Source organism: Clostridium sp. LBM24168, assembly GCF_052953915.1.
In genome coordinates this window covers 2,239,465-2,263,788 of sequence record NZ_CP196861.1, presented here as the reverse complement: position 1 = coordinate 2,263,788, position 24,324 = coordinate 2,239,465, and the positions used below count along the sequence as shown (strand labels likewise).

Sequence of the window (24,324 nt, the reverse complement as noted above, 5' to 3'; positions counted from 1 at the left end):
TGATTTTTATGGCGACTTTTATTCAAATGCCTACAATTCCATATAATAGGATGTATCAAAGGCCACAGCAAATAATGAGAAAATTAAGTGAGAGAGGATATACTGTATATTATATAGATAATATAAGAAAAGATTATGTTATAAAATTAAATAAAAATTTATATGAGGTTGGAGCTAATTACAAAATAGATACAAATGTATTGAAGAAACCAATAATATTATGGTGTTCTCATCCAGAGAATGTAACCAGAATAAATAAAATATACCATGATTATATAATATTTGATATAATAGACGATTATTCACATGAGTTTGAAAGCTGGAAGGTACATTTAAAAGATATGCTGAGGAAAGCAGATATTGTGTTTACAACTTCTGAAAAACTCTATGATAAATTTTCAACTAGATATCGTAAAGTTTATATAATAAAAAATGGACTGGATATAGGTAATTTTTCACTAGACAAAAAAAGTATTCCTGATGATTTGCCAAAAGGCAAAAAAATTATAGGTTATATAGGTGCAGTGGCCAGTTGGATAGATTGGAAATTGATAGAATATATATCAAATAATAGTTATTATATCGTTTTTGTAGGGCCTATAATTGGCAATGTAAGTTTAAACTTCAATAAAAATAACGTATACTTTTTAGGAGAGAAAAAATATTGGGAACTTCCATTTTATATAAATAATTTTAATTGCTGTATTATACCCTTTAAAGTAAATGAAATGACAAACAGCTGTAATCCTATAAAATTATATGAATATTTGGCATTAGGGAAACCAGTAGTCAGTACTGATATACATGAACTCAGTAAATTTAGGAAATTATGTTATGTATCCAAAGATAATACAGAGTTTATTATAAACTTGAATAGAGCAATTAATGATAATAACGTAGAAGCGGCAGTTGCAAGAAGAAGGTTTTCATTAAATAACAGTTGGGATAAAAGAATTGACAATGTAATTCAGAAATTAAAAGGTAATAATTTATTATAGATAAGCTACCATATACTTATTATTTTAAGATAGGTAGCCCAAATTTTAATGTAATTTATGAAATCCCAAGGCTTTCAAAGTATTTTCTATTAAATTTAATTCTTTCATCTTCGGGTATAAATGCTGCTGCCATTTCGTTGTGTTTGTAAGCTAGTTTATGATTACCGACTTTATCGTAACATACACATAATTGAAGATGGGGAATCCATGTCCAGTATGCATCATTAAAAAATCCAAGGCTGTCTTTAGGTTTTTCTACTTTTAGGGCCATATCATACCAGAATATTGATTGAAGGAGTCTGTTTTCGCTTAGAAATGAGAGAGCAGCTCTACAGCAGCCTTCTGCTCTTGGGTTATCATATTCAAAACTCTTAAATATATAGTTTCGTGATTTTTTAAATTCGTTGATTTGCTGATAATAATCACATATTTTATTACATACATTTATATTATCTTCATACCAGCCCATATTTGAGTTTAGAAATCTAGTATAATATTCAATTGCCTCTTTATATCTTTTGTGATCATAAAGTTCATTTCCATAATATAATGTATCTCTTAAGGAAAAGGCTACGCCTTCCTTTAATTTATTTTCATATATTTCTATATTCCTTTTGGGTTTATATTCAAGCTTTTTATGGGTTATACTTATGCTGCTGTTAAGAATATTTCCATATACTTTGAGATATTCGTGAACAAATCCTATCCATTTAAAATTCTTTACTTTTTTTACTAGTCTATTTCTTCTGTAGCTTAAAGTCACGTTTCCATATTTGTCAAATCCAACATTGTATTTCATTGTTACGGAATCTACAGAATGGTTCAAAGTTTCTTTTAATACTTTAAATTTTTTTATGTCTTCGGGAAGAAGAATATCATCTGCATCCATCCAGAATATATATTCTTTAGTTGCTTTGCTGAAAGAATAATTTCTAGCAGAAGAAAAGTCATCTGTCCATTTAAAATTGTATATTTTATCAGTAAAATTTTTACATATTTTTACTGAATTATCAGAAGAACCCGTATCTACAATTATTATTTCATCTACTATATCTTTAATTGAAGTAAGACATCTTTCTATAACTTTTTCTTCGTTTTTAATTATCATACATAAACTTATGGTTATGGAATTTGACAAAAAATCATCTCCTTTTTAAGCTTTTTCTGTATAATATGAGGTATAATTGAAATAAATGATTGAATTGTAATATGAAGAAGGACTGCTTTAAGCAGTCCTTCTAAAAATGGTGTATTAAGAAATTCCAACACCTGCACTAGCATAGCCTGCAACAGTATTGATAAGACTGAGCCCGGATGCTGTTGATGAAAATACTAGCAGTAGTCGAGTACCTGCAGTTACAGGAATTGCTAATTCGTCAATTAAGCCACTACTTGTGGTACCTATAGATATCAAACCTTCCAATGTTGGAGATAAAGTTACAGTAGTACCTGGAATTGCAGTGAAAATATTATTAGGTGCGGTCGATTGATATAGTTGTGCTGTAATAGTTACTGTTGAACCTATGAGAGATAATGCTGCCGTAGTACTGAAATATGCTGCTATTGAATTAATGGTTCCATTACGAGGAACTGAAAATGACATATTAATCAATGTTCCTGCAGCTCCAGTTAAATCAATTGTTCCACCTGTAATGCTTATATTTGCAGCAGAATTTCCGAATCCTACAATTCCTGCTGTGCCGACTAATCCGCCAGCAACAGTAGTTAGTACAATAGGGTTTCCTGATGCAAATGGAATGATAGCACCGTCACCAGCAGGGCCAGTAGGACCTTGAGGGCCTTGAGGACCAGTAGCACCAGTATTACCCTGAATACCTTGAGGGCCTTGAGGACCTTCTACACCTTGAGGGCCAGTAGCACCAGCAGGACCAACAGGGCCTTGAGGACCGGTAGCACCATTAGCACCAGCAGGACCTTGAGCACCAGTAGGACCAACAGGACCAGCAGGACCTTGAGGACCTTGAGGGCCTTGAGGACCAGCAGGACCAGTAGCACCAGCAGGACCAACAGGACCTTGAGGACCTTCTACACCTTGAGGGCCAGTAGCACCAGCAGGACCGACAGCACCTTGAGGACCAGTAGGGCCAGCAGGGCCAGCAGGACCTTGGGCACCAGCAGGACCTTGAGTACCGGTAGGACCCTGAGCACCAGTATTACCTTGGACACCTTGAGGACCCTGAGGACCTTCTACGCCTTGAGCACCAGTAGGACCAGTAGGGCCAGCAGGGCCTTGAGGACCTTCTGCACCTTGAGAGCCAGTAGGACCAGCAGGACCGACAGCACCTTGAGGACCTTGAGGGCCTTGAGCACCAGTAGGGCCAATAGGGCCAACAGGACCTTGAGGACCGGTAGCACCGTTAGTGCCGGCAGGGCCTTGAGGACCTTGAGGACCTTGAGCACCCTGAGCACCAGCAGGACCGGTAGCACCGTTAGCACCAGCAGGACCTTGAGCACCAGTAGGACCAACAGGACCCTGAGGGCCAGTAGCACCATTGGCACCAGTATTACCCTGGACACCTTGAGGGCCAACAGGACCTTGGGCACCAGTAGCACCAACAGGGCCTTGAGGACCGGTAGCGCCGTTAGCACCGGCAGGACCTTGAGCGCCAGTAGGGCCAACAGGACCTTGGGCACCAGTAGCACCGTTAGCACCGGCAGGACCCTGAGCACCAGTAGGACCTTGAGGGCCTTGAGGACCAGTAGCACCGTTAGCACCGGCAGAACCCTGAGCACCAGTAGCACCAACAGGGCCTTGAGGACCGGTAGCGCCGTTAGCACCGGCAGGACCTTGAGCGCCAGTAGGGCCAACAGGACCTTGGGCACCAGTAGCACCGTTAGCACCGGCAGGACCCTGAGCACCAGTAGGACCAACAGGACCTTGAGGACCAGTAGCACCGTTAGCACCGGCAGGACCTTGAGCGCCAGTAGGACCAACAGGACCTTGGGCACCAGTAGCACCGTTAGCACCGGCAGGACCCTGAGCACCAGTAGGGCCAACAGGACCTTGGGCACCAGTAGTACCGTTAGCACCAGCAGGACCCTGAGCACCAGTAGCACCTATAGGGCCAGCAGGACCTTGGAGTCCCTGAGGACCAGTAGCACCATTAGCACCGGCAGGACCTTGAGGACCAGTAGGGCCAACAGGACCTTGCGGTCCAGTAGCACCATTGCAACCTCTAGGACCTCTAGGACCTTGAGGACCGGTAGCACCGTTAGCACCAGCAGGACCTTGGAGCCCCTGAGGACCAGTAGGACCTATAGGACCAGCGGGACCTTGAGGACCAGTAGGTCCAGTCGGACATATTGGACATGGTGGAGGACATGGCGGTTTACAATTGTATTCAATTGACAGAGAAGGAGGATTTTCACCTCTGCTGCTGTCGTATCCTATTATTGTATTTATAATATTTTCTATGCCTAATAAGGTTATTCCATTATTTTTAATAGTATTGTTGTACCAGCCTTTAACTAGTTCTGTAATATTTATCTGTATATAATTACATAAATCACCATCTGTAACTATTGTAGATCCATAAGGAGCCTGGAATACATTTGGTTTACTATTCCATGTAACTGTATTTTCGCTAAAATCGCTTAAGTTTCTATATACAGTTACATATTGGGGATGAAGTTTACAATCTGGTGTATTTTTACCATTTACATAGAGATTTAAAACAGCATTTGTTATTGTACATCCAGGTGGGATTGAACCTGGAATATTGAATTTTAATAAAGTTCTATAAGCATCTGCATGGCCGCAGTTTTGAGTATATTGTCCAGTATATAAGGATGATGATGAGGCAAAGTTGGTGTTTGGGAAAAATTCTGCCACATATACATCATCAATTGGATAAGCTGTATAAAAAGTCATAGATTTACCTCCTCACTTTCGAGTATTATTCTGCTGTAGTCAATTTTATTAGCTTTTATTTGTAGTTCAATTATAATATATGGATTTTCGTGAGACTTGGTTACATGTTTCATGGAGATATAAGCAAAATTAAATATAAAAACAGGATCCAGTACCGAAAATGTATTTCAGTACCAAATCCTCTGTTTTAAGAGCAAACATAAGGAGTATCTCATTATGATTTATTTAGAGATAGTCCCCGTAATAATCTAAATATATAATGTATAGATAGGCAACTTCTAATGATGATTTTAATTTTACATAAATAATTTAGCTTTAAAGTTGTATATCTATATTGTTAGTTACAAGAGCATCCACAGGTTACTATTGCTCCAAGTGTCGAGTTGTTGAGGGACAGTGTACCAACAGCAACAGTTGTTGTTGCTACCACTGTATAGGTACAGCACCCGTCAAAACAGGAATCATCACAATCGCAGACGAAGAATGAAAAAGTATCGTTACCTATTGCTATAGGACCGTAGCTCCATGATGGACCTATAGGTACTGGGTTTGACTGACCAGTGCATTGCTTGAATATCTGGAATCTTAAAATACCTGCACCTGCAACGGTTCCTATAAGATTAGTAGCAAATTCAAGCTTTACACATGGATTTTTTATCTTTGAAGTATTCAAATTCAGAGAAGCAATAGTAAAGGTATCTCCAATTGACACAAGAGGTATTACAGTTGAAGTAGGACAGCCACACTTTATTATTGGCTGACAGCTTTTTTCTTCTTTTTTTTCTACCTTGCATGGGTTTATATTACAAGGGTTATAATTATTATCGTAGCAATTGCTATTTGATAATGAATTCATAAATAAAATCCTCCTTAAATATACATATAAATTTAAAGCAAAAATAGTTTGGTATCAGTTTTGTCATTGGCTCCTAATACAATATATGAATTTTGTGAAAAAAGGTGATGATAAATGCATCTGCAGTTGAGTTTTTGAATAGGCACTTTGAATGTACTTGATATTACTATATAATGAATATTGTGTGAGGAGATGGAACGATGAATAAAGTAGAACTTCTGGCACCTGCTGGAAATGTTGAAAGTGTGTATGCTGCTGTTCAATCAGGAGCAGATGCAGTTTATCTTGGGGGAAATAGATTTTCAGCTAGGGCATATGCGGATAATTTTGATGATGAATCCATGAAAAGGGCAGTTGATTACTGCCATTTGTATAATGTTAAGATATATGTCACAATTAATACAATTATGAAGGAAACAGAACTTGAAGATGCAGTTTCATATGCGGGATTTTTAAATGATATGGGAGTTGATGCACTTATAGTACAGGATATAGGATTCACAGTCCTTGTAAAAAAATATTTTCCTGACTTTGAAATTCATGCATCAACTCAGATGACAGTGCATAATTTAGAGGCAGCACTTTTTTTGGAGAAGATAGGATTTGATAGGATAGTTCTTTCAAGAGAGCTATCCTTAAAAGAAATAGAAATCATATCAAAAAATCTGAATATAGATACTGAAGTATTTATACATGGTGCACTTTGCGTATGTTATTCTGGACAGTGCATTATGAGCAGTATGATAGGCGGAAGAAGTGGAAATAGGGGAAGATGTGCACAACCATGCAGATTACCTTATAGTATAGTAAAATCAAAAGATGGTTTTTCAAGAAAAGGATATCTTCTGAGTACAAAGGATATGTGTACTATTGAAAATATTGGTGATATATTAAAAAGTGGTGTCTGTTCTCTGAAGATAGAGGGAAGAATGAAGAGACCTGAATATGTAGCAGGTGTTGTTGGAGAATACAGGAGAGCTATAGATAGTTATTTAGATAACAATATCAAAAAGTTCCCTATGGATAAAAGTATAAAAAATCTCCTTCAACTCTTTAACAGAGAGGGCTTTACAAAAGCTTATTTGTTAAAGAATGTTGGAAGAGATATGATGTCATATGCATTTCCAAGAAACATGGGAGTTGAAGTTGGAAAAATTCAAAATGATATGATGATAATCTTAAAGGAAGATATATCTGTAGGCGACGGAATTAGAAACGGTAAAGATGGTTTTTATATACATAAAATAATTAAGGATGGTAGAAAAGTAGATAAGGCTAAAAAAGGTGATAGTGTAAAGATTTTTCCACTAAACTATAGATGCGGCAATACAATATATAGGACTTCGGATTCAAATCAAATCAAAAAATTACAGTACATATATAAAAATCCATATGGAAAGAAAATGGGCTTGAGCCTGAAAGTTAAATTTGAATTGGGAAAGCCTATTGAACTTATGACCAATTATGATAGGCATAATTTCGTTGTAAAAGGTGAAACTGTAGAAAAGGCATTAAAAAGACCTATTAGCAAGGAGAGAATATGCAGCAGCCTGTTGAAAACTGGGAATACTGTATTTAGATTTGACAATATAGAATTAATTAATTATGAAGAGGGATTCTTGCCAGTATCTTCTTTGAACTCTTTGAGAAGGAAGCTTATAGCTGAAATCCAGGAATATATACTCTCTAAAAGTAAAAATAGATGCTGCACTGAAAATGTTAAGCATATAATTCCGAATAGAGCCTTTAAGAACATATTTGATTTACCTGAAAAAATAGTGCTTGTATCAAATAAAGAGCAACTTAAGGCAGTCATTGAATCAAATTTGGATGATTGCATATGCATCAATCCATTTCAACGTAGTTATGAAATTAAACTGAAGGATATTCATAAAAAAGTATATATAATGATTCCAAACATAGTAAAAGAAGAATTCAATTATATGTGCAAATTTATACAGGATAATTTCCATAAAATACGGGGAATAGTTACATCTAATCTAGGTATAATAAGTAAATTTAGAGGAAAGATGAGTATAATAGGAGATTATAAACTTAATATATTCAATAGTGAAGCACTTAAATTCTACAATAATCTGACATCTGTAAACTGTCTGAGTGTGGAATTGAGTAAATATGATATGAAGAATATACTTAACAATATAAAATCAGAATGTCAGGTCATGGTATATGGAAGAATACAGTTAATGGTAAGTGAGTACTGTGTTATAGGAAGTACTTTTGGAGGAAGAACTGCTTCTAAGAAATGTAATAATGCCTGCAGCTGCAGCAGTTATTTTCTTGTAGACAGAAAAAATAAGAGGTTCCCTTTAATGACAGATGAGTTTTGTAGGGGCTATATATATAACAGTGTACCATTAAATTTATTACCAAATATCAAAGAACTTAAAAATATGGGAATTAAGAGTTTTAGAATAGACTTTTTAGATGAAGACTATGAGCAGGCTAAAGATATATTGAAGTCTTTTACTAAAGAAAAGTGGGATAAAGATTTTTCTAAGTTTACACGAGGACATTATAAAGAAGGGGCAGAATAGGAAAGGAGTTTTACGAATTAAGATGAATTATAAATCTCTAAAGATTTTAGAATTTGATAAAGTAAAAAGTGAATTAAAAAAATATACAAGTACTAATGCGGCAAAAGATATAGTAGACAGCTTGACACCCTATGACAATATATATGAAGTAAGGCAGCATCTAGAAGAAACAAGAGAGGCATTCAGGCTGCTTATAACAAAAGGTTCACCCCCTTTTGAAGGAGTCTATGATGCTAGAAATGGAATAATAATGGCAAAAAAAGGCTCTATACTTATGGCACTGCAGATTTTGAGAATAGGTGCCGTATTAAAAGCTTCAAGGAGATTTAAAAAATATATAGGACACAAAGAGGATGAAGAAATTTTTAAAATAATAGAGGATATTTGTTCTGGAATTACAGAATTAAAGCCTTTAGAAGATAAAATATTTATGTCCATAGAAAGTGAAGATAAAATTTCAGATAGTGCAAGCTCAAAATTGCATAATATAAGGAGATCATTGAGAGATAAGAATTCTTCTGTAAGGAACAAAGTAAATTCTCTTGTAAGAGGTTATTCTCAATACCTTCAGGATGCACTTTATACTGTAAGAGGAGATAGATATGTACTCCCTGTGAAATCAGAATATAAATTATTGGTACCAGGATTAGTACATGATCAGAGTTCGAGTGGAGCTACATTATATATAGAACCCATGGAGCTTGTAAATCTAAATAATGAAATAAAGGAATTGATGATGGAAGAAAAGGCTGAAATAGATAGGATACTTGCAGAACTATCTAAAGAAATATATGATAGTATATCTGAAATTGAGACTGATGCAAGTATATTGTGGGAACTAGACTTCATTTTTTCCAAAGCTAAATTTGCAGGTGACTTGAATTGTACAATTCCAGAAGTAAACGATGAAGGCATGATAGATATAATACAAGCTAGGCACCCTCTTATAAGTAGAAAAATTGTGGTACCTATGGATCTCTATATGGGCAAGAATTTCAAATCTCTGGTGATAACAGGCCCTAATACAGGAGGAAAAACTGTTACGTTGAAAACTGCAGGACTTTTACATATCATGGCATTAAGTGGTCTTATGATACCTGCAAAAGAAAATTCAACCGTAGGATTTTTCAAGGAAATTTTTGCTGATATTGGAGATGAACAAAGTATTGAGCAGAATTTATCTACTTTTTCATCCCATATGACTAATATAGTAAACATAATAAACAGGGCAGACAGTAATTCTCTTGTGCTTTTTGACGAACTTGGGGCAGGTACTGATCCGACAGAGGGGGCAGCACTTGCTGTGGCCATACTGGAAAATTTGAAAAGACGGGGAGCTAGTATTATTGCAACAACTCATTACAGTGAACTGAAAGTATATGCACTGAGGACTGATGGAGTAGAAAATGCATCTGTGGAATTTGATGTAGAAACATTGAGACCTACCTATAGACTTATAATAGGGATACCGGGAAAATCAAATGCCTTTGAAATATCCAAAAGACTTGGACTTCCGGATTATATAATAGAAGATGCTAAAAATAATATATCAAGTGATGCCATGAGATTTGAGGACCTTATTCAAGACCTTCAAAGTAAAAATTTGAAAGCTGAAAAATGTTCTAGAGAAGCTGAAAATTTAAAGGCCGAGGCTTTCCAAATTAAAGAGAAATATGATTATAAATTTCATAGATTGCAAAATGAGAGAGAAAAAACAATTATAGAAGCCAAAAGAGAGGCAAAAAATATAATAAAAGAGGCAAAAGAAGAGGCAGATGCTATTTTAAAGGAAATGCGGCAACTTGAAAAATTGGGATATAGTAGTGATGTAAGGCAGAAACTGGAACAGCAGAGAAGAAAACTCGGGCAAAAATTAGACAATGCAGAAAGTAAGCTGTATGTAGAGAAAGCCAATAATGGTGAGAAAATTAAGAGCGTGAAAGAAGGTCAGGAGGTATTTCTCCCATCTCTCAATCAGAATGTAATAGTGCTTACCGGTCCGGATAGTAAGGATGAAGTTCAAGTTCAAGCGGGTATAATGAAAATAAGTGTAAAATTGAAAGATTTGAGAAAAATAAAATGTGAATCAAAAAAAGATATGAAAAAAAAGAGAAGAGAGACTAATTTAAATTTGAAGGTTGTTCCTGTATCTGTAGACTTGAGAGGGATGGATTCTATAGAAGCTACTTATACAACTGATAAATATTTAGATGATGCATATATGAGTGGATTGAAAGAAGTAACTATAATACATGGTAAAGGTACAGGAGTACTTAGAAACTCTATAAATGATATGCTTAAACATCATTCACATGTGAAGAATTACAGACTTGGTGAATATGGTGAAGGAGGAACAGGAGTTACAGTAGTTGAACTTAAATAAATGTGATTGTAAATAGAGGAGGTCAATATGATTGCAGTAAGTGCTTGCCTTTGTGGAATAAACACAAGATATAACGGGAGCAATAGCCTGAACAGTAGAATTTTAAAGTTAATGGAGTCTGGTAAAATTATACCATTTTGCCCTGAACAGCTTGGAGGATTGAGTACCCCTAGGCTTCCCTGTGAGATATCAGGAGGATGTGGTAGTGATGTAATAGAAGGGAATGCCATTATAATAGATTCAAAGGGAAGGAATTTAACCGACAAGTTTTTGCGGGGAGCATATGAATCCATAAAGATATGCAGAAAGTGTAATATAAAAACTGCTATATTAAAATCTAAAAGTCCGTCCTGTGGATATGGAGAAATATATGATGGTAGTTTTACTGGTAATAGAATAATTGGTAACGGAGTTACAGCGGAAATATTTATAAGAAATGGTATAAAAATTTTAAAAGAAAGAGAAATAGCTGACAATTTGGACTTAATTGTCAGCTGAATCATCAACTACTTTTATATATTCGACTTCAGGGTCTTCCGTTCCCTGTACATAAAGCCCGGTACTTTTGAGCTGTTTTATATAATTTACTATATCACGTGTTATCTCTTCACCTGGACAGAGAACAGGAATTCCTGGAGGATAGGCCATTAAAAACTCGCCACTTACCATTCCAATGCTATTTTTTAAAGGAACAGACCTTTTCTTAGAATTAAAAGCTTCTCTTGGTATTTTTAACTGTCTTGGAATATCTGGAATATCAAGAAAATCAGATTTCTTGTGATTACCTCTAGAATATTCAATGCTTATTTCTTTTAATGCTTTTATAAGAGTATCTATATTCTTCCTGGTATCACCGAAAGAACCAACGGCAAGTACATTATATATGTCAGACAGCTCCATTTGGATATTATATTTATTTGACAGTATCATATCCAGGTCATAACCTGTGATTCCAAGATCCCTGCAAGTTATAGTTATCTTGGTTGGATCCAGGGAGAAAACGCCACTATTTCCGATTATTTCTTTACCAAAGCAATAAAATCCAGGGATTTTGTTTATTTCCCATCTAGCATAGTCTGATAACTCAATAGTTTTATTTAACAATTGTTTTCCTTCAATGGCTATCTGACGTCTGGCACAATCCAATGAAGCCATTAATATATATGAAGGGGAAGTGGTTTGAAGCAATGATAGAACCTGTTGAACTCTGTTTACATCAATTCGGTTGGAATTTACGTGTAGAAGGGAAGCCTGGGTTAGGGCACCAATTATTTTGTGGCTACTCTGACAACACATATCACTTCCAGCTTCCATGGCCGATAGCGGGAGCTTATCATTGAAAGCCAGATGGGGACCATGAGCCTCATCAACTATTAATGGAATATTATAGCTGTGGACTATATCTGATATTTTTTTTATATCTGTTGATACACCATAATAAGTTGGGTTTATAATTAAAACGGCTTTTGCATCCTTATTTTGGGAGAGTATTTTAGAAACAGTTTCTGGAGTTACACCATGTGCGATGCCAAGTCTTTTGTCGAGTTCAGGCGGCATGTATACAGGTATGGAACCACTTAGGATGATTCCTGCAGTTACTGATTTATGAACATTTCTGGGTATTATAATTTTGTCACCAGAATTTACTACGGACATAATCATTGCCTGGATAGCTCCAGAAGTACCATTAATTGAAAAAAAGGAAGCATCTGATCCATAGGCATCTGCAGCTAGTTCCTGCGCTTTTTTTATAGGACCTGTTGGATGGTGGAGGCTGTCAACTAATTTGAAAACTGTAACATCTATTTTAAATGGATTTTCTCCAATGAAATTTTTAAATTCGGTGTCTGCACCAATTCCTTTTTTATGACCAGGAACATGAAATGGTATTATATCTCTATTTACATATTCCATTAGTGCATCAAATAAAGGAGTTTCATTTTGATCTAATCTATACACTATTGTATAGCACCTTCTTTCAGGGAAATGTCCCTTAACTCTTGAAATTAAAGGGCTTTCTACGTTTAGTAAAAACTAATATTATTATATGTTAATTGTTTTATAAATTCAACAAGTATAGTATAATTAAAGATATTAAATTTAAGATGTCTAATTACGGCTAATTATTGATATATATTGTAAAGAAGGATTATTTTTTTATAGTCTAATATGCAATCAGCAGGAGGTTATGAGTATGTATAAGGAAAAGTATGAAGAATGGTTAAATTCTAATTTTATTGATGAAAAGGCAAAATTTGAGCTAAAAAATATAAAAGACGATAAAGAAATAGAAGATAGATTTTATAAAGATCTGGAATTTGGAACGGGAGGACTTAGGGGAATAATGGCTATTGGTACCAATAGAATTAACGTGTATACGGTAGGAAAGGCAACACAGGGATTGTCTAAATACCTGCTTAATAAATATGGAAATAGTAAAGATATATCCGTATGCATAGGATATGATTCCAGATTGAATTCAGGTAAGTTTGCTGAAACAGCTGCTTTAAATTTATGTGCAAATGGTATAAGTGTAAATTTGTTTGAATCCTTAAGACCGACTCCAATGCTATCATATGCAGTTAGAAAGCTTGGAAGTAGGGCAGGTATAGTTATAACTGCTTCACATAATCCAAAGGAATATAATGGATATAAAGTATATGGAGAAGATGGAGGCCAGATTACAGATATCCCTGCTAGAGAAATATTAACTTACATTGAGAATATTAATGATTTTTCTGAGATCAAAAGCATTGATATAAATACCGCAAGGAATGGAGGATTATTGAATATAATAGGAGAACAGATTGACAAATCTTATATAGATAGGGTAAAAGAACTTGGGATAAGAAAAGATCTTATAAAATCTAAGGCAAAAGAACTTAAAATAATATATACCCCAATTCATGGAAGCGGAAATATACCTGTAAGAAGAGCGTTAAGGGAACTTGGATATGAGAACGTAAATGTTGTAAAAGAGCAGGAAAGGCCAGATGGAAATTTCCCTACAGCACAATACCCGAATCCAGAGGATCCTAAAGTCTTTAATATAGCTCTTAGAATGGCAGAGCTAATAAAACCGGATATAATATTTGGAACAGATCCTGATTGTGACAGGATTGGAGTAGTAGTGAAAAATGCTGAAGGGGAGTATAAAATATTGACGGGGAATCAGGTTGGACTTCTTTTAACCCATTATATATTGGACTCTTTAAATGAGTTTAATCTTTTACCTAAGAATGGAGCAGTAGTAAAAACTATAGTTACAACAGAGGCGGTTTCCAAAATAGCGAAAGATTATGGAGTAGAAATAGTGAATGTACTTACGGGGTTTAAGTACATAGGTGAAAAGATAAAGGAATTTAAGAGAAAGGGAAATAGAGAGTTTATATTTGGCTTTGAAGAGAGCTATGGATATCTAGCAGGGGATTTTGTGAGAGATAAAGATGCAGTCATTGCAGCTACCCTTATATGTGAGATGGCATTGTATTATAAGACAAAAGAAATGACACTTTATGAAGCACTTATAGAATTATATAAGAAATATGGATTTTATAAGGAAAAGCTTGTGTCAATAGAACTTAGGGGGAAAGAAGGGCATGAAGAAATTGAAAGAGTTATGCAATATCTAAGACATTCTATGAAGAATAATCTAGATAATGTCAGGATAGTGAGGAAGCTGGATTATAAATTGAGTGTAGAAAAAGATTTAGTTAATATAACAGAAAAGCCTATAACATTGCCTAAGTCAAATGTACTTAAATTTATTTTAGAAGATAGATCTTGGTTTGTTGTAAGACCATCTGGTACAGAACCTAAAATAAAAATATATCTTTCTGTAATAGGTGACAGCTTGTCAGATTCTGATAATAAGATTCAAATATTTCAAAAAAGAATTGAAAAAATATTCGACGATGCGTATAATTGTTAAAATATAAAATTGAAGAACACAGGTGAAGTTTATGAATATAAAAGCACACTTAAAAGATAAACTATCGAGTATGCTATTTTTGGAGATAGATGAGAATATATTAGATAAAGTTTTTAAATTTGAATCTAAAGAACGTATATATTTACCTATAAATGCTGAAAATATAATTGATAGTGTTAGGGTCAAAAATGATATGGAGAAAATTCCTATTGGATTTTTTATAGAAGGTATGTTTTATGTAATAGGATTAGATAAAGATTTCAAATTTAATTGCTATTATATTAATATATTGAAAGGAATACCGGATAGTGTCAAATTTATAAAAGGCAAAATAGCGAAGAATATAAAAGACACCAGATATGAAGATGCTTATATATTACTCAAAGGATTGCTGAATATGGGTAAATCAAGGGAGGTATATGATAAACTTATAATAACAATAGATTATTTGAGAAGGGAAGACAGCATTTATAAGGATGAAGAGATGGAAATCCTTGAAGATGCAGAGAGCATGGAAGATTATGCTCTTCCCTATTTTTATCATGCGATTATTGAAAAAGAAAATGGGGATTATGAGAAGGCTCTTTTTTATATAAATAACTATATATCAAAAAATGGAGAAGAGACTGTAGAAGTTTCAGATTTCAAGGAATCTGTAAAGTCGGTGGTTGATTTCAATAGGGCCAAAGAAATTTTGAATGAAAATCCAAAGGAGGCTCTGAAAATTTTGATACCGCTCATGGATGTTTTCGGAGATCATGCATCTCTTTACTACTATATAGCAGTTGGTTATAGGATGCTTAAAAATTATGAAAAGGCAATATATTATTTAAATGAGGCTCTTAATATAGATAGCAGTATAGTTGAAATTGTAAATGAAATGGGAATAAATTATGCTTTCATAGGAGATTATAAAACTGCTGTTTTATATCTTAGAAAAGCTTTTGAAGCAACTAAATCTATAGAAATATGTACAAATTTGATAATGTGCTATTTGAATTTAGGTGATATAGATAATGCGCGTTCACATTTTGATATTGCGAAAAGATTGAATCCAAAGGATGAAATAGTTATTAAGTTAGAGGATATATTAAAAAATATAAACTAAAATTTTAGTATTTCTGAAAGGAGATTTTAATTTGAGGGTTAAGAAAGCTATAATACCAGCAGCGGGGCTTGGAACAAGGTTTTTGCCAGCAACTAAAGCACAACCAAAGGAAATGCTCCCTATAGTTGACAAACCTACAATACAGTATATTATAGAGGAAGCTGTGGATTCAGGTATAGAAGAGATTCTGATAATTACAGGGAGGAATAAAAGAGCTATAGAAGATCATTTTGACAAGTCCGTTGAACTTGAAAAAGAGCTTGAAAGTCATAATAAGAAGGAACTTTTAAAGTTGGTCCAGAAAATATCAAATATGGCTGATATATACTATATAAGACAGAAAGAACCAAGGGGACTTGGTCATGCCATAAGTTGTGCTGAAACTTTTGTTGGAAATGAACCTTTTGCAGTAATGCTTGGAGATGATGTTGTAGATAGCAAGGTACCATGTTTGAAACAACTTATGGATTGTTACGATGAATATAAGACTTCCGTTATAGGGGTTCAGGAAGTACCCAAGGAGGAAGTTTATAAATATGGAATAGTAAAAGGAATGTATATAGAGGACAGAGTTTATAAGATTAAAGGACTGATCGAAAAACCGAAGGTTGAGGAGACACCTTCTAATATAGCTATATTGGGAAGATATATAATAACCCCAGCTATATTCAAAATACTAAAAGATACAGTACCCGGTAAAGGTGGAGAAATTCAACTTACCGATGCTCTTAGAAGCTTAGTAAAGGTGGAAGCTATGTATGCTTATAATTTTGAAGGAAGAAGATATGATGTAGGTGACAAATTGGGATTTCTTCAGGCTACCGTGGAATATGCTTTAAAAAGGGATGAACTTAGAGAACCCTTCATGAAATATCTTCAAAATTTAATGGAAACGGAACTATTTAAAAAGTAAATGAAAAGATAATAGATGAATTTGGTAAAAATAAGTTTACAAATTCATAAATAAAATATATTGAATAATTTCTACTATGATGTAAAATAGAAAAAGAGAGTTTTGTCTGAAACTTTTGCAAAAAACTTTAGGAAGTGTTGATATGCAAAAAGATAGAAAACTTGTTATATATGATATGGCTTTACTGACAGTTTCGCTTTATTTTGCACTGCTTTTAAGATTCGAATTTAGCATACCTCCTGAATATATTGGATTTTTAAAGCTTTCCTTAATTCCGGTAATAGGTATAACGCTTGTATTTAATAAATTTTTTAAGCTATATAATAGTATATGGAAATATGCATCTATAGAAGAGTTGATGTCTATAATATATTCAGTATCACTTTCAAATGTTGTCTTTATAATTTATAGTCGCTTTATAAATTTTAAATTTTTGGAAAATACTTATTATAGATTTCCTTTTACAGTGCATATAATATTCTGGATATTATCTGTAATTACTTTGGGTGGAGTCAGATTTTTAATGAGAATAGTTGATCAAAGCAAGGGCGAAAAGGAAGTAAAGAGAAGATGTAGGAAACTGTTGATAATAGGGGCAGGAGATGCATCATCAATATTAATAAGGGAAATAAAAAGGAATAAAAATTTAAATTATGATATAGTAGGGCTTATTGATGATGATGTTTCCAAAAAAGGAAAATTTATAGGTGGAGTAGAAGTACTGGGTGGAAGAAATGATATTGTAGATATTTGTGAAAAGAAGGGAATTGAAGAAATAATAATTGCAATTCCTTCTGTGGATATAAATACAAAAAGAGATATCATAAACATATGTAAAAAGACAGAGTGTAAGTTGAAAACACTTCCGGGCATATATGAAATCGTAGATGGAAGGGTAAATATAAGTAAATTAAGAGATGTCAATATAGAAGATTTGCTTGGAAGAGAAGAAGTTAAGTTAAATAACAGCAATATAAACAAATACATAAGGGACAAGGTAATACTAGTAACAGGGGGTGGTGGTTCTATAGGTTCTGAATTATGTAGACAGATATCAAGATTTAGTCCAAAGGAGTTATTGATATTAGATATATATGAAAATAATGTATACAGTGTTCAAATGGAATTGAACTATAATCATCCAGAGTTAAATAAAGAAGTCATAATAGCATCTATAAGGGACATGAATAGAATGAGAAGCATATTTTCACAATATAAGCCCGATGTTGTATTTCATGCTGCTGCCCATAAACATGTTCCACTTATGGAGTTGAATCCAGAAGAGGCAATAAAGAACAATATAATAGGTACATATAATGTGCTTAAATGCTGTAATGAGTTCAATGTCAAGAAATTCGTCCAGATAAGTACAGATAAGGCTGTGAATCCTACCAATATTATGGGAGCAAGTAAGAGGTTTTGTGAAATTATGGTTCAAGCTTTTGATCAAATAAGCAATACTGAATATGTTGCTGTTAGGTTTGGAAATGTACTTGGCAGCAATGGATCGGTTATACCGTTGTTTAAGAAACAGATATCTCATGGAGGCCCGGTTACTGTTACCCATCCTGATATAAATAGATTTTTTATGACAATACCTGAAGCTGCTCAGCTGGTTATACAGGCTGGAGCTATGGCACATGGAGGGGAGATATTTGTTCTGGATATGGGTAAACCAGTTAAAATAGTTGATTTGGCTAGAGATTTGATAACGCTATCTGGATATAAGCCTGATGTTGATATTAAAATAGAGTATACTGGATTAAGACCAGGAGAGAAATTATATGAAGAACCTCTTATGAATGAAATAGCACTTACGTCAACAGAACATAATAAAATATTTGTAGAAAAATCAGATAATATAGATATCAAGTTTGTCGAAAAATCCATAGTAGAATTTGAAAATGTTATTGGTGGAGACAGAGAAGATATATTTAAGCTTATGGAAGAAAAAGTTCCAACTTATAAGAAAAAGAAAAGTGAAGAAGAATCTGCATAGCAGGCAAGGAGGAAATATGAAGGTTCTAATAATTTCACATATGTATCCATCAAACTTTAACAGGATGGCTGGTATATTTGTATATCAGCAGGCTAAAGCCCTTGTTAAAAATGGATGTGAGGTAAAGGTTATAAGTCCCGTACCGTGGACACCTTTTCCGATAAAATATATGAATAAAAAGTGGAGAAAATATTCTATCATACCATTTAAGGATACGATTGGGTCTATAGAAGTTTATTATCCAAGATATTTGGAATTTCCACATGGGATTTTATTTTATAAATCAGGTTATTTTATGGGAAAAGGTATATCAGGAGTTTTAAAAAAGGTTTATAGTAATTTTAAATTTGATATAATACATTCTAATGTTGCATTACCAGATGGATATAGTGCAATGGTTGTAAATAGGTATTTTAAAGTTCCCAATGTTGTTACCATACATGGACAGGATTTTCAAAATACCATAACTAAAAATAATAGATGTAAACAGGCGGTTTTTGAAGTTTTAAATGCAGCAGATGGAATAATAACAGTCAGCAGTAAATTGAAGAATATGGTTAAAGATCAGAAATTCTATAATAAGATAAGAGTGATAAATAATGGAATAGATGTGAATTGTGATTTTTGCAATTCTAAAAGGAAAGATGAAAATGTAATAAAGATTTTAAGTGTATCAAATTTAAAAGAAACAAAGGGTATACATATTAATTTAGAAGTGCTGGGAAAATTGAAGGATAAATATAGTAATGTGCAATATGATATAATAGGAAGTGGAGATTTTGAAGAATCTCTTAAAAAATTAGTTAAAAAGTTAAATTTGGAAGATAAGGTGAACTTTTTAGGCAGAATGGAACATAAAGAAGTAATAAAGTGTATGTCAAACTATGATATTTTTTCTTTACCAAGTTACAATGAAGGATTTGGTGTGGCTTATATAGAGGCAATGTCTGTAGGATTGCCTGTTATAGGTGTGAAAGGAGAAGGCATAGAGGACGTGATAGTAAATGGAAAAAATGGTTTTTTAGTTGAGAGAGAAAATGTAGAGAGTTTATATAGTACTTTGGACAAATTGATTCAAGATAAAAATATTAGGGTTAAAGTGGGCTTGAATGGGAAAAGTACAGTTGAAAAATATTTTACATGGGATAAAAATGCACAAAAAGTTATAAAATTATATGATGAACTTATATAAATTATAAAACTCAGGAGGAAAGAAATGTCACAATTAAAAGATGAATTGATATTAAAGTTGAATAATAAAACTGCAAAATTAGGAGTGGTGGGTTTAGGATATGTGGGACTTCCACTTGCTGTTGAAAAAGCGAAGGTAGGATTTGATGTTATAGGATTTGATGTTCAGGATAAGAAAGTAAAAATGGTAAATGAAGGACACAATTACATAGGAGATATAGTTGATTCCGATTTATCTAAACTTGTAGAAGTGGGAAAGCTTAAAGCAACTACTGACTTTGGATTTGTTAAGGATGTCGATGCAGTTACGATATCTGTGCCAACACCGCTTGATCTATACAAACAGCCAGATTTGTCTTATGTGGTCAATTCTACTAAAAGTGTGGCTAAATATCTTCATAGAGGAATGCTTGTAGTACTTGAAAGTACTACATATCCTGGAACAACGGAAGAAGTGCTGAAACCTATACTTGAAGAGAGTGGTTTAAAATGTGGAGAGGATTTCTTTCTGGCATTTTCACCTGAAAGGGTTGATCCTGGAAATAAAAGATACAAGACAAAGAATACACCAAAGGTGGTTGGAGGCTGTACACCAGAATGTACAGAGGTTGCAGCGGCTCTTTACAGAAGCGTACTTAACAGTGACGTATTTACAGTATCTTCACCGGCAGTAGCTGAGATGGAGAAAATACTCGAAAATACATTTAGAAATATAAATATAGGACTTATAAACGAAATGGCAATACTATGTAATAGAATGAAAATAGATATATGGGAAGTAATAGAGGCAGCTAAGACTAAGCCTTATGGATTTATGCCATTTTATCCAGGACCTGGATTAGGTGGACATTGTATACCGCTTGATCCATTCTACCTTTCATGGAAAGCAAAGGAGTATGATTTTCATACTAAACTCATAGAAACTTCCGGAGATATAAATGATTCAATGCCTTCGTTTGTAGTGGATAATGCGATGAAACTTTTGAATAAATATGAAAAAAAGGCTATGAATGGAGCTAAAGTACTTCTCCTGGGGGTAGCTTACAAGAATGATATAGATGATATGAGAGAATCGCCTGCCCTCAAGGTAATAGAACACCTTGAAGCAAATGGAGCTAATATTATAATAAATGATCCATATATATCGAAATTTAAGCATAAGGGAAAAGAATATAACAGTGTTGACTGGAAAGAAGTTATAGATGAAAGTGATATAGTGATTATAACTACAAATCACAGTTGCTATGACTATGATGAGATTGTAAAGAGGGCAAAACTTGTATATGATACTAGAAATGCTACAAAGGATGTTAAAGACAACAGAGATAAGATCTATAAACTATAAAAGATAAGTTTGTGTAAGTCTTAATTTGTAAGACTTACACTATTAGAGAGAGTGGGGTATCTTTATGAAGAAGTTAAGATTTGCGATTATAGGTTGTGGGAGAATTTCATATAAACATGTAGAAGCTTTAATAAATAATAGAGAGGAAGCGGAACTTGTTTGTACCTGTGATATAATACAGAGAAAAGCTGAAGAAAAGAGAAAAGAATATATAGACAAATTAGGAGAAAAGGTTGAAATAAAAGTATATACTGATTACAAGCAAATGCTTGATAGTGAAGAAATAGATGTAGTTACTGTAGCGACGGAAAGCGGATATCATCCTCAAATAGCTATGTACTGTATGAATAAGAATAAACATGTTATAGTTGAGAAGCCTATGGCTCTTTCAATAGATGATGCAGATGATATGATAAAGTGTTCAAGGGAAAATAATGTTAAGCTGTGTATAAGTCATCAAAACAGATTCAACAAGCCGATCCAAAAACTCAGGAAAGCCATTGATGAAAATAGATTTGGAAATCTCATAAATGGAACTGCGAGAATACTCTGGAACAGAAATATGAGTTATTACAAACAGGCACCCTGGAGAGGTACGTGGAAACTGGATGGTGGAACATTGATGAATCAGTGTATACATGATATAGACCTGCTTCAATGGATGATGGGTGGCGAAATAGACAGTGTGTATGCACAATGTGATACATTCATGAGGGATATAGAAGCAGAGGACTTTGGGGCTGTAATCATAAGATTTAAAAATGGTTCTATAGGTATAGTAGAAGGAAGCGCCTGTGTGTATCCTAAAAATCTTGAAGAAACTTTGAGCATATTTGGAGAAAAAGGTGCAGTTTCCATAGGCGGACTTGCAGTAAATAAAATAGAAATATGGCGTTTTGCAGATAACAAGGACAGTGAGGATGAAATATTGAAAAGTCAGGATGGCGATCCAGATACCGTATATGGATTTGGACATACGCCTTTGTTCAAAAATATGATTGATGCTATAAATAACGATATAGAGCCATTGATTAACGGGGAAGAAGGTAAAAAAGGCATGTCTATAATTCTTGCAGCCTATAAATCCAGACTCACAGGTCAGCCTGTTAAATTTCCGTTCAAAGATTTTTCAACTATGGATATGGTAAATATAGATAAAATACATAAATAAATATTTGTGTATTCTTTAAAAGGGGAAAGAAAAATGGATAGATGTTTTATATCACAAAAAGCAGCTATAGGGAAAAATGTCAGTTTTGGGTATTTTGTAGTTGTAGAAGATGATGTAGTCATAGGCGATGATTGTATTATATCAAATAATGTAGTTATACACAGCGGAACAACTATAGGTAGTAATGTAAGAATTGATGATAATGCAATAATAGGCAAACAGCCTATGAGGGCTGCAAACAGTATATTTAAAGATGATAAGAAAACTATTAAACCGGCTGTCATAGAAGATGGATGCCTTATAGGAGCATCTGCCATAGTGTATGCAGGATCATATATAAATGAAAAATCTCTGATTGCTGATTTGGCTGTAATTAGAGAAAATGTAACTATAGGACAGAAAACTATAATTGGCAAGGGAGCTACAGTTGAGAATTACTGTAGTATAGGCTGTAATTGTAAAATTCAGACAAATGCCTATATAACAGCTTATTCCAAGATAGGGGACTATGTTTTTATAGCTCCCTGTGTTGTAACTTCCAATGATAATTATGCGGCTAGATCTAGGGAAAGGTTTAATCATTTTAAGGGAGTTACAGTAAGAAAAGGTGGAAGAATAGGAGCCGGAGCTGTTATATTGCCCGGGAAAACAATAGAGGAAGATGGTTTTGCTGCAGCAGGAAGTTTGGTTACAAAAGATATTGGTAAGGGAAATATAGTTGCAGGTAACCCGGCAAGATATTTAAGAAAGGTACCAGAGAATCAGTTACTTGAAAATCAGTAACAATTTTGTCTGCCTAAAAAGAAAGAAGGCCTTAGAGTTAAACTCAAGGCTATATTTATTTAATCTATGAGGTGTAGTCTATGATAATATGCATGCTTACATCTGGACATGATGTATTTGATAATAGAATCTATTATAAAGAAATTTTATCTTTGAAAAAACGGTATGATAAAATATATATGGTTGCGCCAGGAGATAAAGATTTTGTAACAGAGGATGGCATAATAGTAAGATGTTTTCCTAAGAGAAAAAACTGGCACGATAGAAGAGTACCAATGAAAAATATTTTTAACATAGCATGCAAAATAAAGGCTGATGTATATCATGCTCATGAGCCAGATTCTTTTTATGTAGCTACAAAACTTAAGAAGGAGCTTGGAGCAAAGATAATATATGATTCACATGAATATCATCCTGAGGCTTTTTCAGAGCATTTTAAATTTGGCAAATCACTGGTACAAAAAATTATCTACCTATATGAAAGAAAAATTGCAAGACAAGCGGATTGTATAATTACTGTAAATGGTATTTTGGTGAATAAATTTAAAAAATACAATAAAAATGTACGATTAATACCTAATTATCCAGTTTTAAAAGTTGAACATTTTGAGAAGGAGCCGCATACAAAGCCGACATTTATATATGTGGGAGGACTTAGGGATGATAGGGGAATATTTAAAATATTAGAAGCCATAGATAGTATAAAGGATAAAGATTTTAAATACATATTTGTAGGCCCGTTTGAGACCACGGAGTTTGAGTTAAAATGCAAAGAATTCATAAAAAATAATTTGAAGGAAGTAGATATTTTATTCACTGGAAAAGTTCCACATGCCGAAGTGTTTAATTATCTTAGATTATCTAATGCAGGATTTGTACTTTTGCAACCTTATAATTGGAGATATGTTAACTCTGAACCTATAAAGTTATTTGAATATATGGGGAGTAAAACTGCTGTTATAGGAAGTGATTTTCCGATGATAAGAAATATATTGAATGGATCAAATAGTGGAATATTGGTTAAAGCAGATTCTCAATTGGAAATTTCACATGCCATACTAAAGTTAGGCGAGGACGTAAAAAGGTCAAGGACTATGGGAGAGAATGGTTATAAGCAAGTAAGAGAAAAATATAATTGGAGCGTATGCGAAAAAGAGTTATTAAATGCGTACAGTGATATGGAATAATACGTTTTG

17 protein-coding genes are annotated in these 24,324 nt (G+C 33.9%); 13 read left to right on the top strand and 4 right to left on the bottom strand.

Annotated features, from left to right (window positions below; genetic code table 11):
* The first annotated feature begins 74 nt into the window (after positions 1–74).
* Positions 75–998, top strand: coding sequence for a glycosyltransferase (locus ACSVC9_RS11230; RefSeq protein WP_446897579.1), 924 nt, complete (start codon positions 75–77; stop codon positions 996–998).
* A 55-nt stretch (positions 999–1,053) separates the two neighbouring features.
* Here the strand turns inward: ACSVC9_RS11230 and ACSVC9_RS11225 are convergent, their stop codons facing one another.
* The 3 genes from ACSVC9_RS11225 to ACSVC9_RS11215 form a co-directional block, all read right to left on the bottom strand.
* On the bottom strand, positions 1,054–2,106 hold the full coding sequence (locus tag ACSVC9_RS11225) for a glycosyltransferase (protein ID WP_446899846.1): 1,053 nt from the start codon (positions 2,104–2,106) through the stop codon (positions 1,054–1,056).
* Between the two features lie 144 nt (positions 2,107–2,250).
* On the bottom strand, positions 2,251–4,890 hold the full coding sequence (locus ACSVC9_RS11220; RefSeq protein WP_446897578.1) for an exosporium glycoprotein BclB-related protein: 2,640 nt from the start codon (positions 4,888–4,890) through the stop codon (positions 2,251–2,253).
* Between the two features lie 337 nt (positions 4,891–5,227).
* Positions 5,228–5,746: a DUF4489 domain-containing protein gene (locus ACSVC9_RS11215; protein ID WP_446897577.1), complete on the bottom strand. Its 519-nt coding sequence runs from the start codon at positions 5,744–5,746 to the stop codon at positions 5,228–5,230.
* A 200-nt stretch (positions 5,747–5,946) separates the two neighbouring features.
* Between ACSVC9_RS11215 and ACSVC9_RS11210 the strand changes: the two genes are divergently transcribed.
* The 3 genes from ACSVC9_RS11210 to ACSVC9_RS11200 are packed head-to-tail and all read left to right on the top strand — an operon-like array spanning position 5,947 to position 11,185.
* Positions 5,947–8,304 carry a DUF3656 domain-containing U32 family peptidase gene (locus tag ACSVC9_RS11210; RefSeq protein ID WP_446897576.1) on the top strand — a complete coding sequence of 786 codons (2,358 nt, stop codon included), beginning with the start codon at positions 5,947–5,949 and terminating at the stop codon, positions 8,302–8,304.
* Between the two features lie 22 nt (positions 8,305–8,326).
* Positions 8,327–10,687 carry an endonuclease MutS2 gene (locus ACSVC9_RS11205; RefSeq protein ID WP_446897575.1) on the top strand — a complete coding sequence of 787 codons (2,361 nt, stop codon included), beginning with the start codon at positions 8,327–8,329 and terminating at the stop codon, positions 10,685–10,687.
* 27 nt (positions 10,688–10,714) lie between these two features.
* Positions 10,715–11,185 (top strand): DUF523 domain-containing protein, encoded by a 471-nt coding sequence (locus tag ACSVC9_RS11200; RefSeq protein ID WP_446897574.1) that lies wholly within the window; start codon positions 10,715–10,717, stop codon positions 11,183–11,185.
* Here ACSVC9_RS11200 and ACSVC9_RS11195 read toward each other — a convergent pair.
* Positions 11,171–12,646 (bottom strand): aminotransferase class I/II-fold pyridoxal phosphate-dependent enzyme, encoded by a 1,476-nt coding sequence (locus ACSVC9_RS11195; RefSeq protein ID WP_446897573.1) that lies wholly within the window; start codon positions 12,644–12,646, stop codon positions 11,171–11,173. The genes ACSVC9_RS11200 and ACSVC9_RS11195 overlap by 15 nt on opposite strands.
* A 235-nt stretch (positions 12,647–12,881) precedes the next feature.
* On the opposite strand from ACSVC9_RS11195, the gene ACSVC9_RS11190 reads away from it, so the two are divergent.
* The 9 genes from ACSVC9_RS11190 (at position 12,882) to ACSVC9_RS11150 (ending at position 24,315) form a co-directional block, all read left to right on the top strand.
* Entirely contained in the window at positions 12,882–14,618 is a 1,737-nt protein-coding gene (locus ACSVC9_RS11190) for a phospho-sugar mutase (protein WP_446897572.1), read from the top strand.
* A gap of 31 nt (positions 14,619–14,649) precedes the next feature.
* On the top strand, positions 14,650–15,726 hold the full coding sequence (locus tag ACSVC9_RS11185) for a tetratricopeptide repeat protein (protein WP_446897571.1): 1,077 nt from the start codon (positions 14,650–14,652) through the stop codon (positions 15,724–15,726).
* A 31-nt stretch (positions 15,727–15,757) separates the two neighbouring features.
* Positions 15,758–16,639 carry a UTP--glucose-1-phosphate uridylyltransferase GalU gene (gene galU / locus ACSVC9_RS11180; protein ID WP_446897570.1) on the top strand — a complete coding sequence of 294 codons (882 nt, stop codon included), beginning with the start codon at positions 15,758–15,760 and terminating at the stop codon, positions 16,637–16,639.
* A 142-nt stretch (positions 16,640–16,781) separates the two neighbouring features.
* The gene (locus tag ACSVC9_RS11175; protein ID WP_446897569.1) at positions 16,782–18,638 is read left to right on the top strand and encodes a polysaccharide biosynthesis protein; all 1,857 of its coding nucleotides are present in this window, start codon (positions 16,782–16,784) and stop codon (positions 18,636–18,638) included.
* 16 nt (positions 18,639–18,654) lie between these two features.
* Positions 18,655–19,830, top strand: a complete 1,176-nt coding sequence (locus ACSVC9_RS11170) for a glycosyltransferase (RefSeq protein WP_446897568.1) — start codon at positions 18,655–18,657, stop codon at positions 19,828–19,830.
* Positions 19,831–19,854: 24 nt separating this feature from the next.
* Complete coding sequence (locus ACSVC9_RS11165; RefSeq protein ID WP_446897567.1) at positions 19,855–21,174, top strand: nucleotide sugar dehydrogenase; 1,320 nt, start codon at positions 19,855–19,857, stop codon at positions 21,172–21,174.
* A gap of 64 nt (positions 21,175–21,238) precedes the next feature.
* Positions 21,239–22,345, top strand: a complete 1,107-nt coding sequence (locus ACSVC9_RS11160; RefSeq protein ID WP_446897566.1) for a Gfo/Idh/MocA family protein — start codon at positions 21,239–21,241, stop codon at positions 22,343–22,345.
* Positions 22,346–22,378: 33 nt separating this feature from the next.
* Entirely contained in the window at positions 22,379–23,128 is a 750-nt protein-coding gene (locus ACSVC9_RS11155; RefSeq protein ID WP_446897565.1) for a DapH/DapD/GlmU-related protein, read from the top strand.
* 80 nt (positions 23,129–23,208) lie between these two features.
* Positions 23,209–24,315, top strand: coding sequence for a glycosyltransferase family 4 protein (locus ACSVC9_RS11150; RefSeq protein WP_446897564.1), 1,107 nt, complete (start codon positions 23,209–23,211; stop codon positions 24,313–24,315).
* The last annotated feature ends 9 nt before the right edge of the window (positions 24,316–24,324 follow it).

What these genes read in the sequence shown, in the direction of transcription:
- ACSVC9_RS11230 (WP_446897579.1), top strand. Translation starts at nt 75, where the DNA reads ATGAGAAAATTAAGTGAGAGAGGATATACTGTATATTATATAGATAAT.
- ACSVC9_RS11225 (WP_446899846.1), bottom strand. Translation starts at nt 2,106, where the DNA reads ATGATAATTAAAAACGAAGAAAAAGTTATAGAAAGATGTCTTACTTCA.
- ACSVC9_RS11220 (WP_446897578.1), bottom strand. Translation starts at nt 4,890, where the DNA reads ATGACTTTTTATACAGCTTATCCAATTGATGATGTATATGTGGCAGAA.
- ACSVC9_RS11215 (WP_446897577.1), bottom strand. Translation starts at nt 5,746, where the DNA reads ATGAATTCATTATCAAATAGCAATTGCTACGATAATAATTATAACCCT.
- ACSVC9_RS11210 (WP_446897576.1), top strand. Translation starts at nt 5,947, where the DNA reads ATGAATAAAGTAGAACTTCTGGCACCTGCTGGAAATGTTGAAAGTGTG.
- ACSVC9_RS11205 (WP_446897575.1), top strand. Translation starts at nt 8,327, where the DNA reads ATGAATTATAAATCTCTAAAGATTTTAGAATTTGATAAAGTAAAAAGT.
- ACSVC9_RS11200 (WP_446897574.1), top strand. Translation starts at nt 10,715, where the DNA reads ATGATTGCAGTAAGTGCTTGCCTTTGTGGAATAAACACAAGATATAAC.
- ACSVC9_RS11190 (WP_446897572.1), top strand. Translation starts at nt 12,882, where the DNA reads ATGTATAAGGAAAAGTATGAAGAATGGTTAAATTCTAATTTTATTGAT.
- ACSVC9_RS11185 (WP_446897571.1), top strand. Translation starts at nt 14,650, where the DNA reads ATGAATATAAAAGCACACTTAAAAGATAAACTATCGAGTATGCTATTT.
- ACSVC9_RS11175 (WP_446897569.1), top strand. Translation starts at nt 16,782, where the DNA reads ATGCAAAAAGATAGAAAACTTGTTATATATGATATGGCTTTACTGACA.
- ACSVC9_RS11170 (WP_446897568.1), top strand. Translation starts at nt 18,655, where the DNA reads ATGAAGGTTCTAATAATTTCACATATGTATCCATCAAACTTTAACAGG.
- ACSVC9_RS11165 (WP_446897567.1), top strand. Translation starts at nt 19,855, where the DNA reads ATGTCACAATTAAAAGATGAATTGATATTAAAGTTGAATAATAAAACT.
- ACSVC9_RS11160 (WP_446897566.1), top strand. Translation starts at nt 21,239, where the DNA reads ATGAAGAAGTTAAGATTTGCGATTATAGGTTGTGGGAGAATTTCATAT.
- ACSVC9_RS11155 (WP_446897565.1), top strand. Translation starts at nt 22,379, where the DNA reads ATGGATAGATGTTTTATATCACAAAAAGCAGCTATAGGGAAAAATGTC.
- ACSVC9_RS11150 (WP_446897564.1), top strand. Translation starts at nt 23,209, where the DNA reads ATGATAATATGCATGCTTACATCTGGACATGATGTATTTGATAATAGA.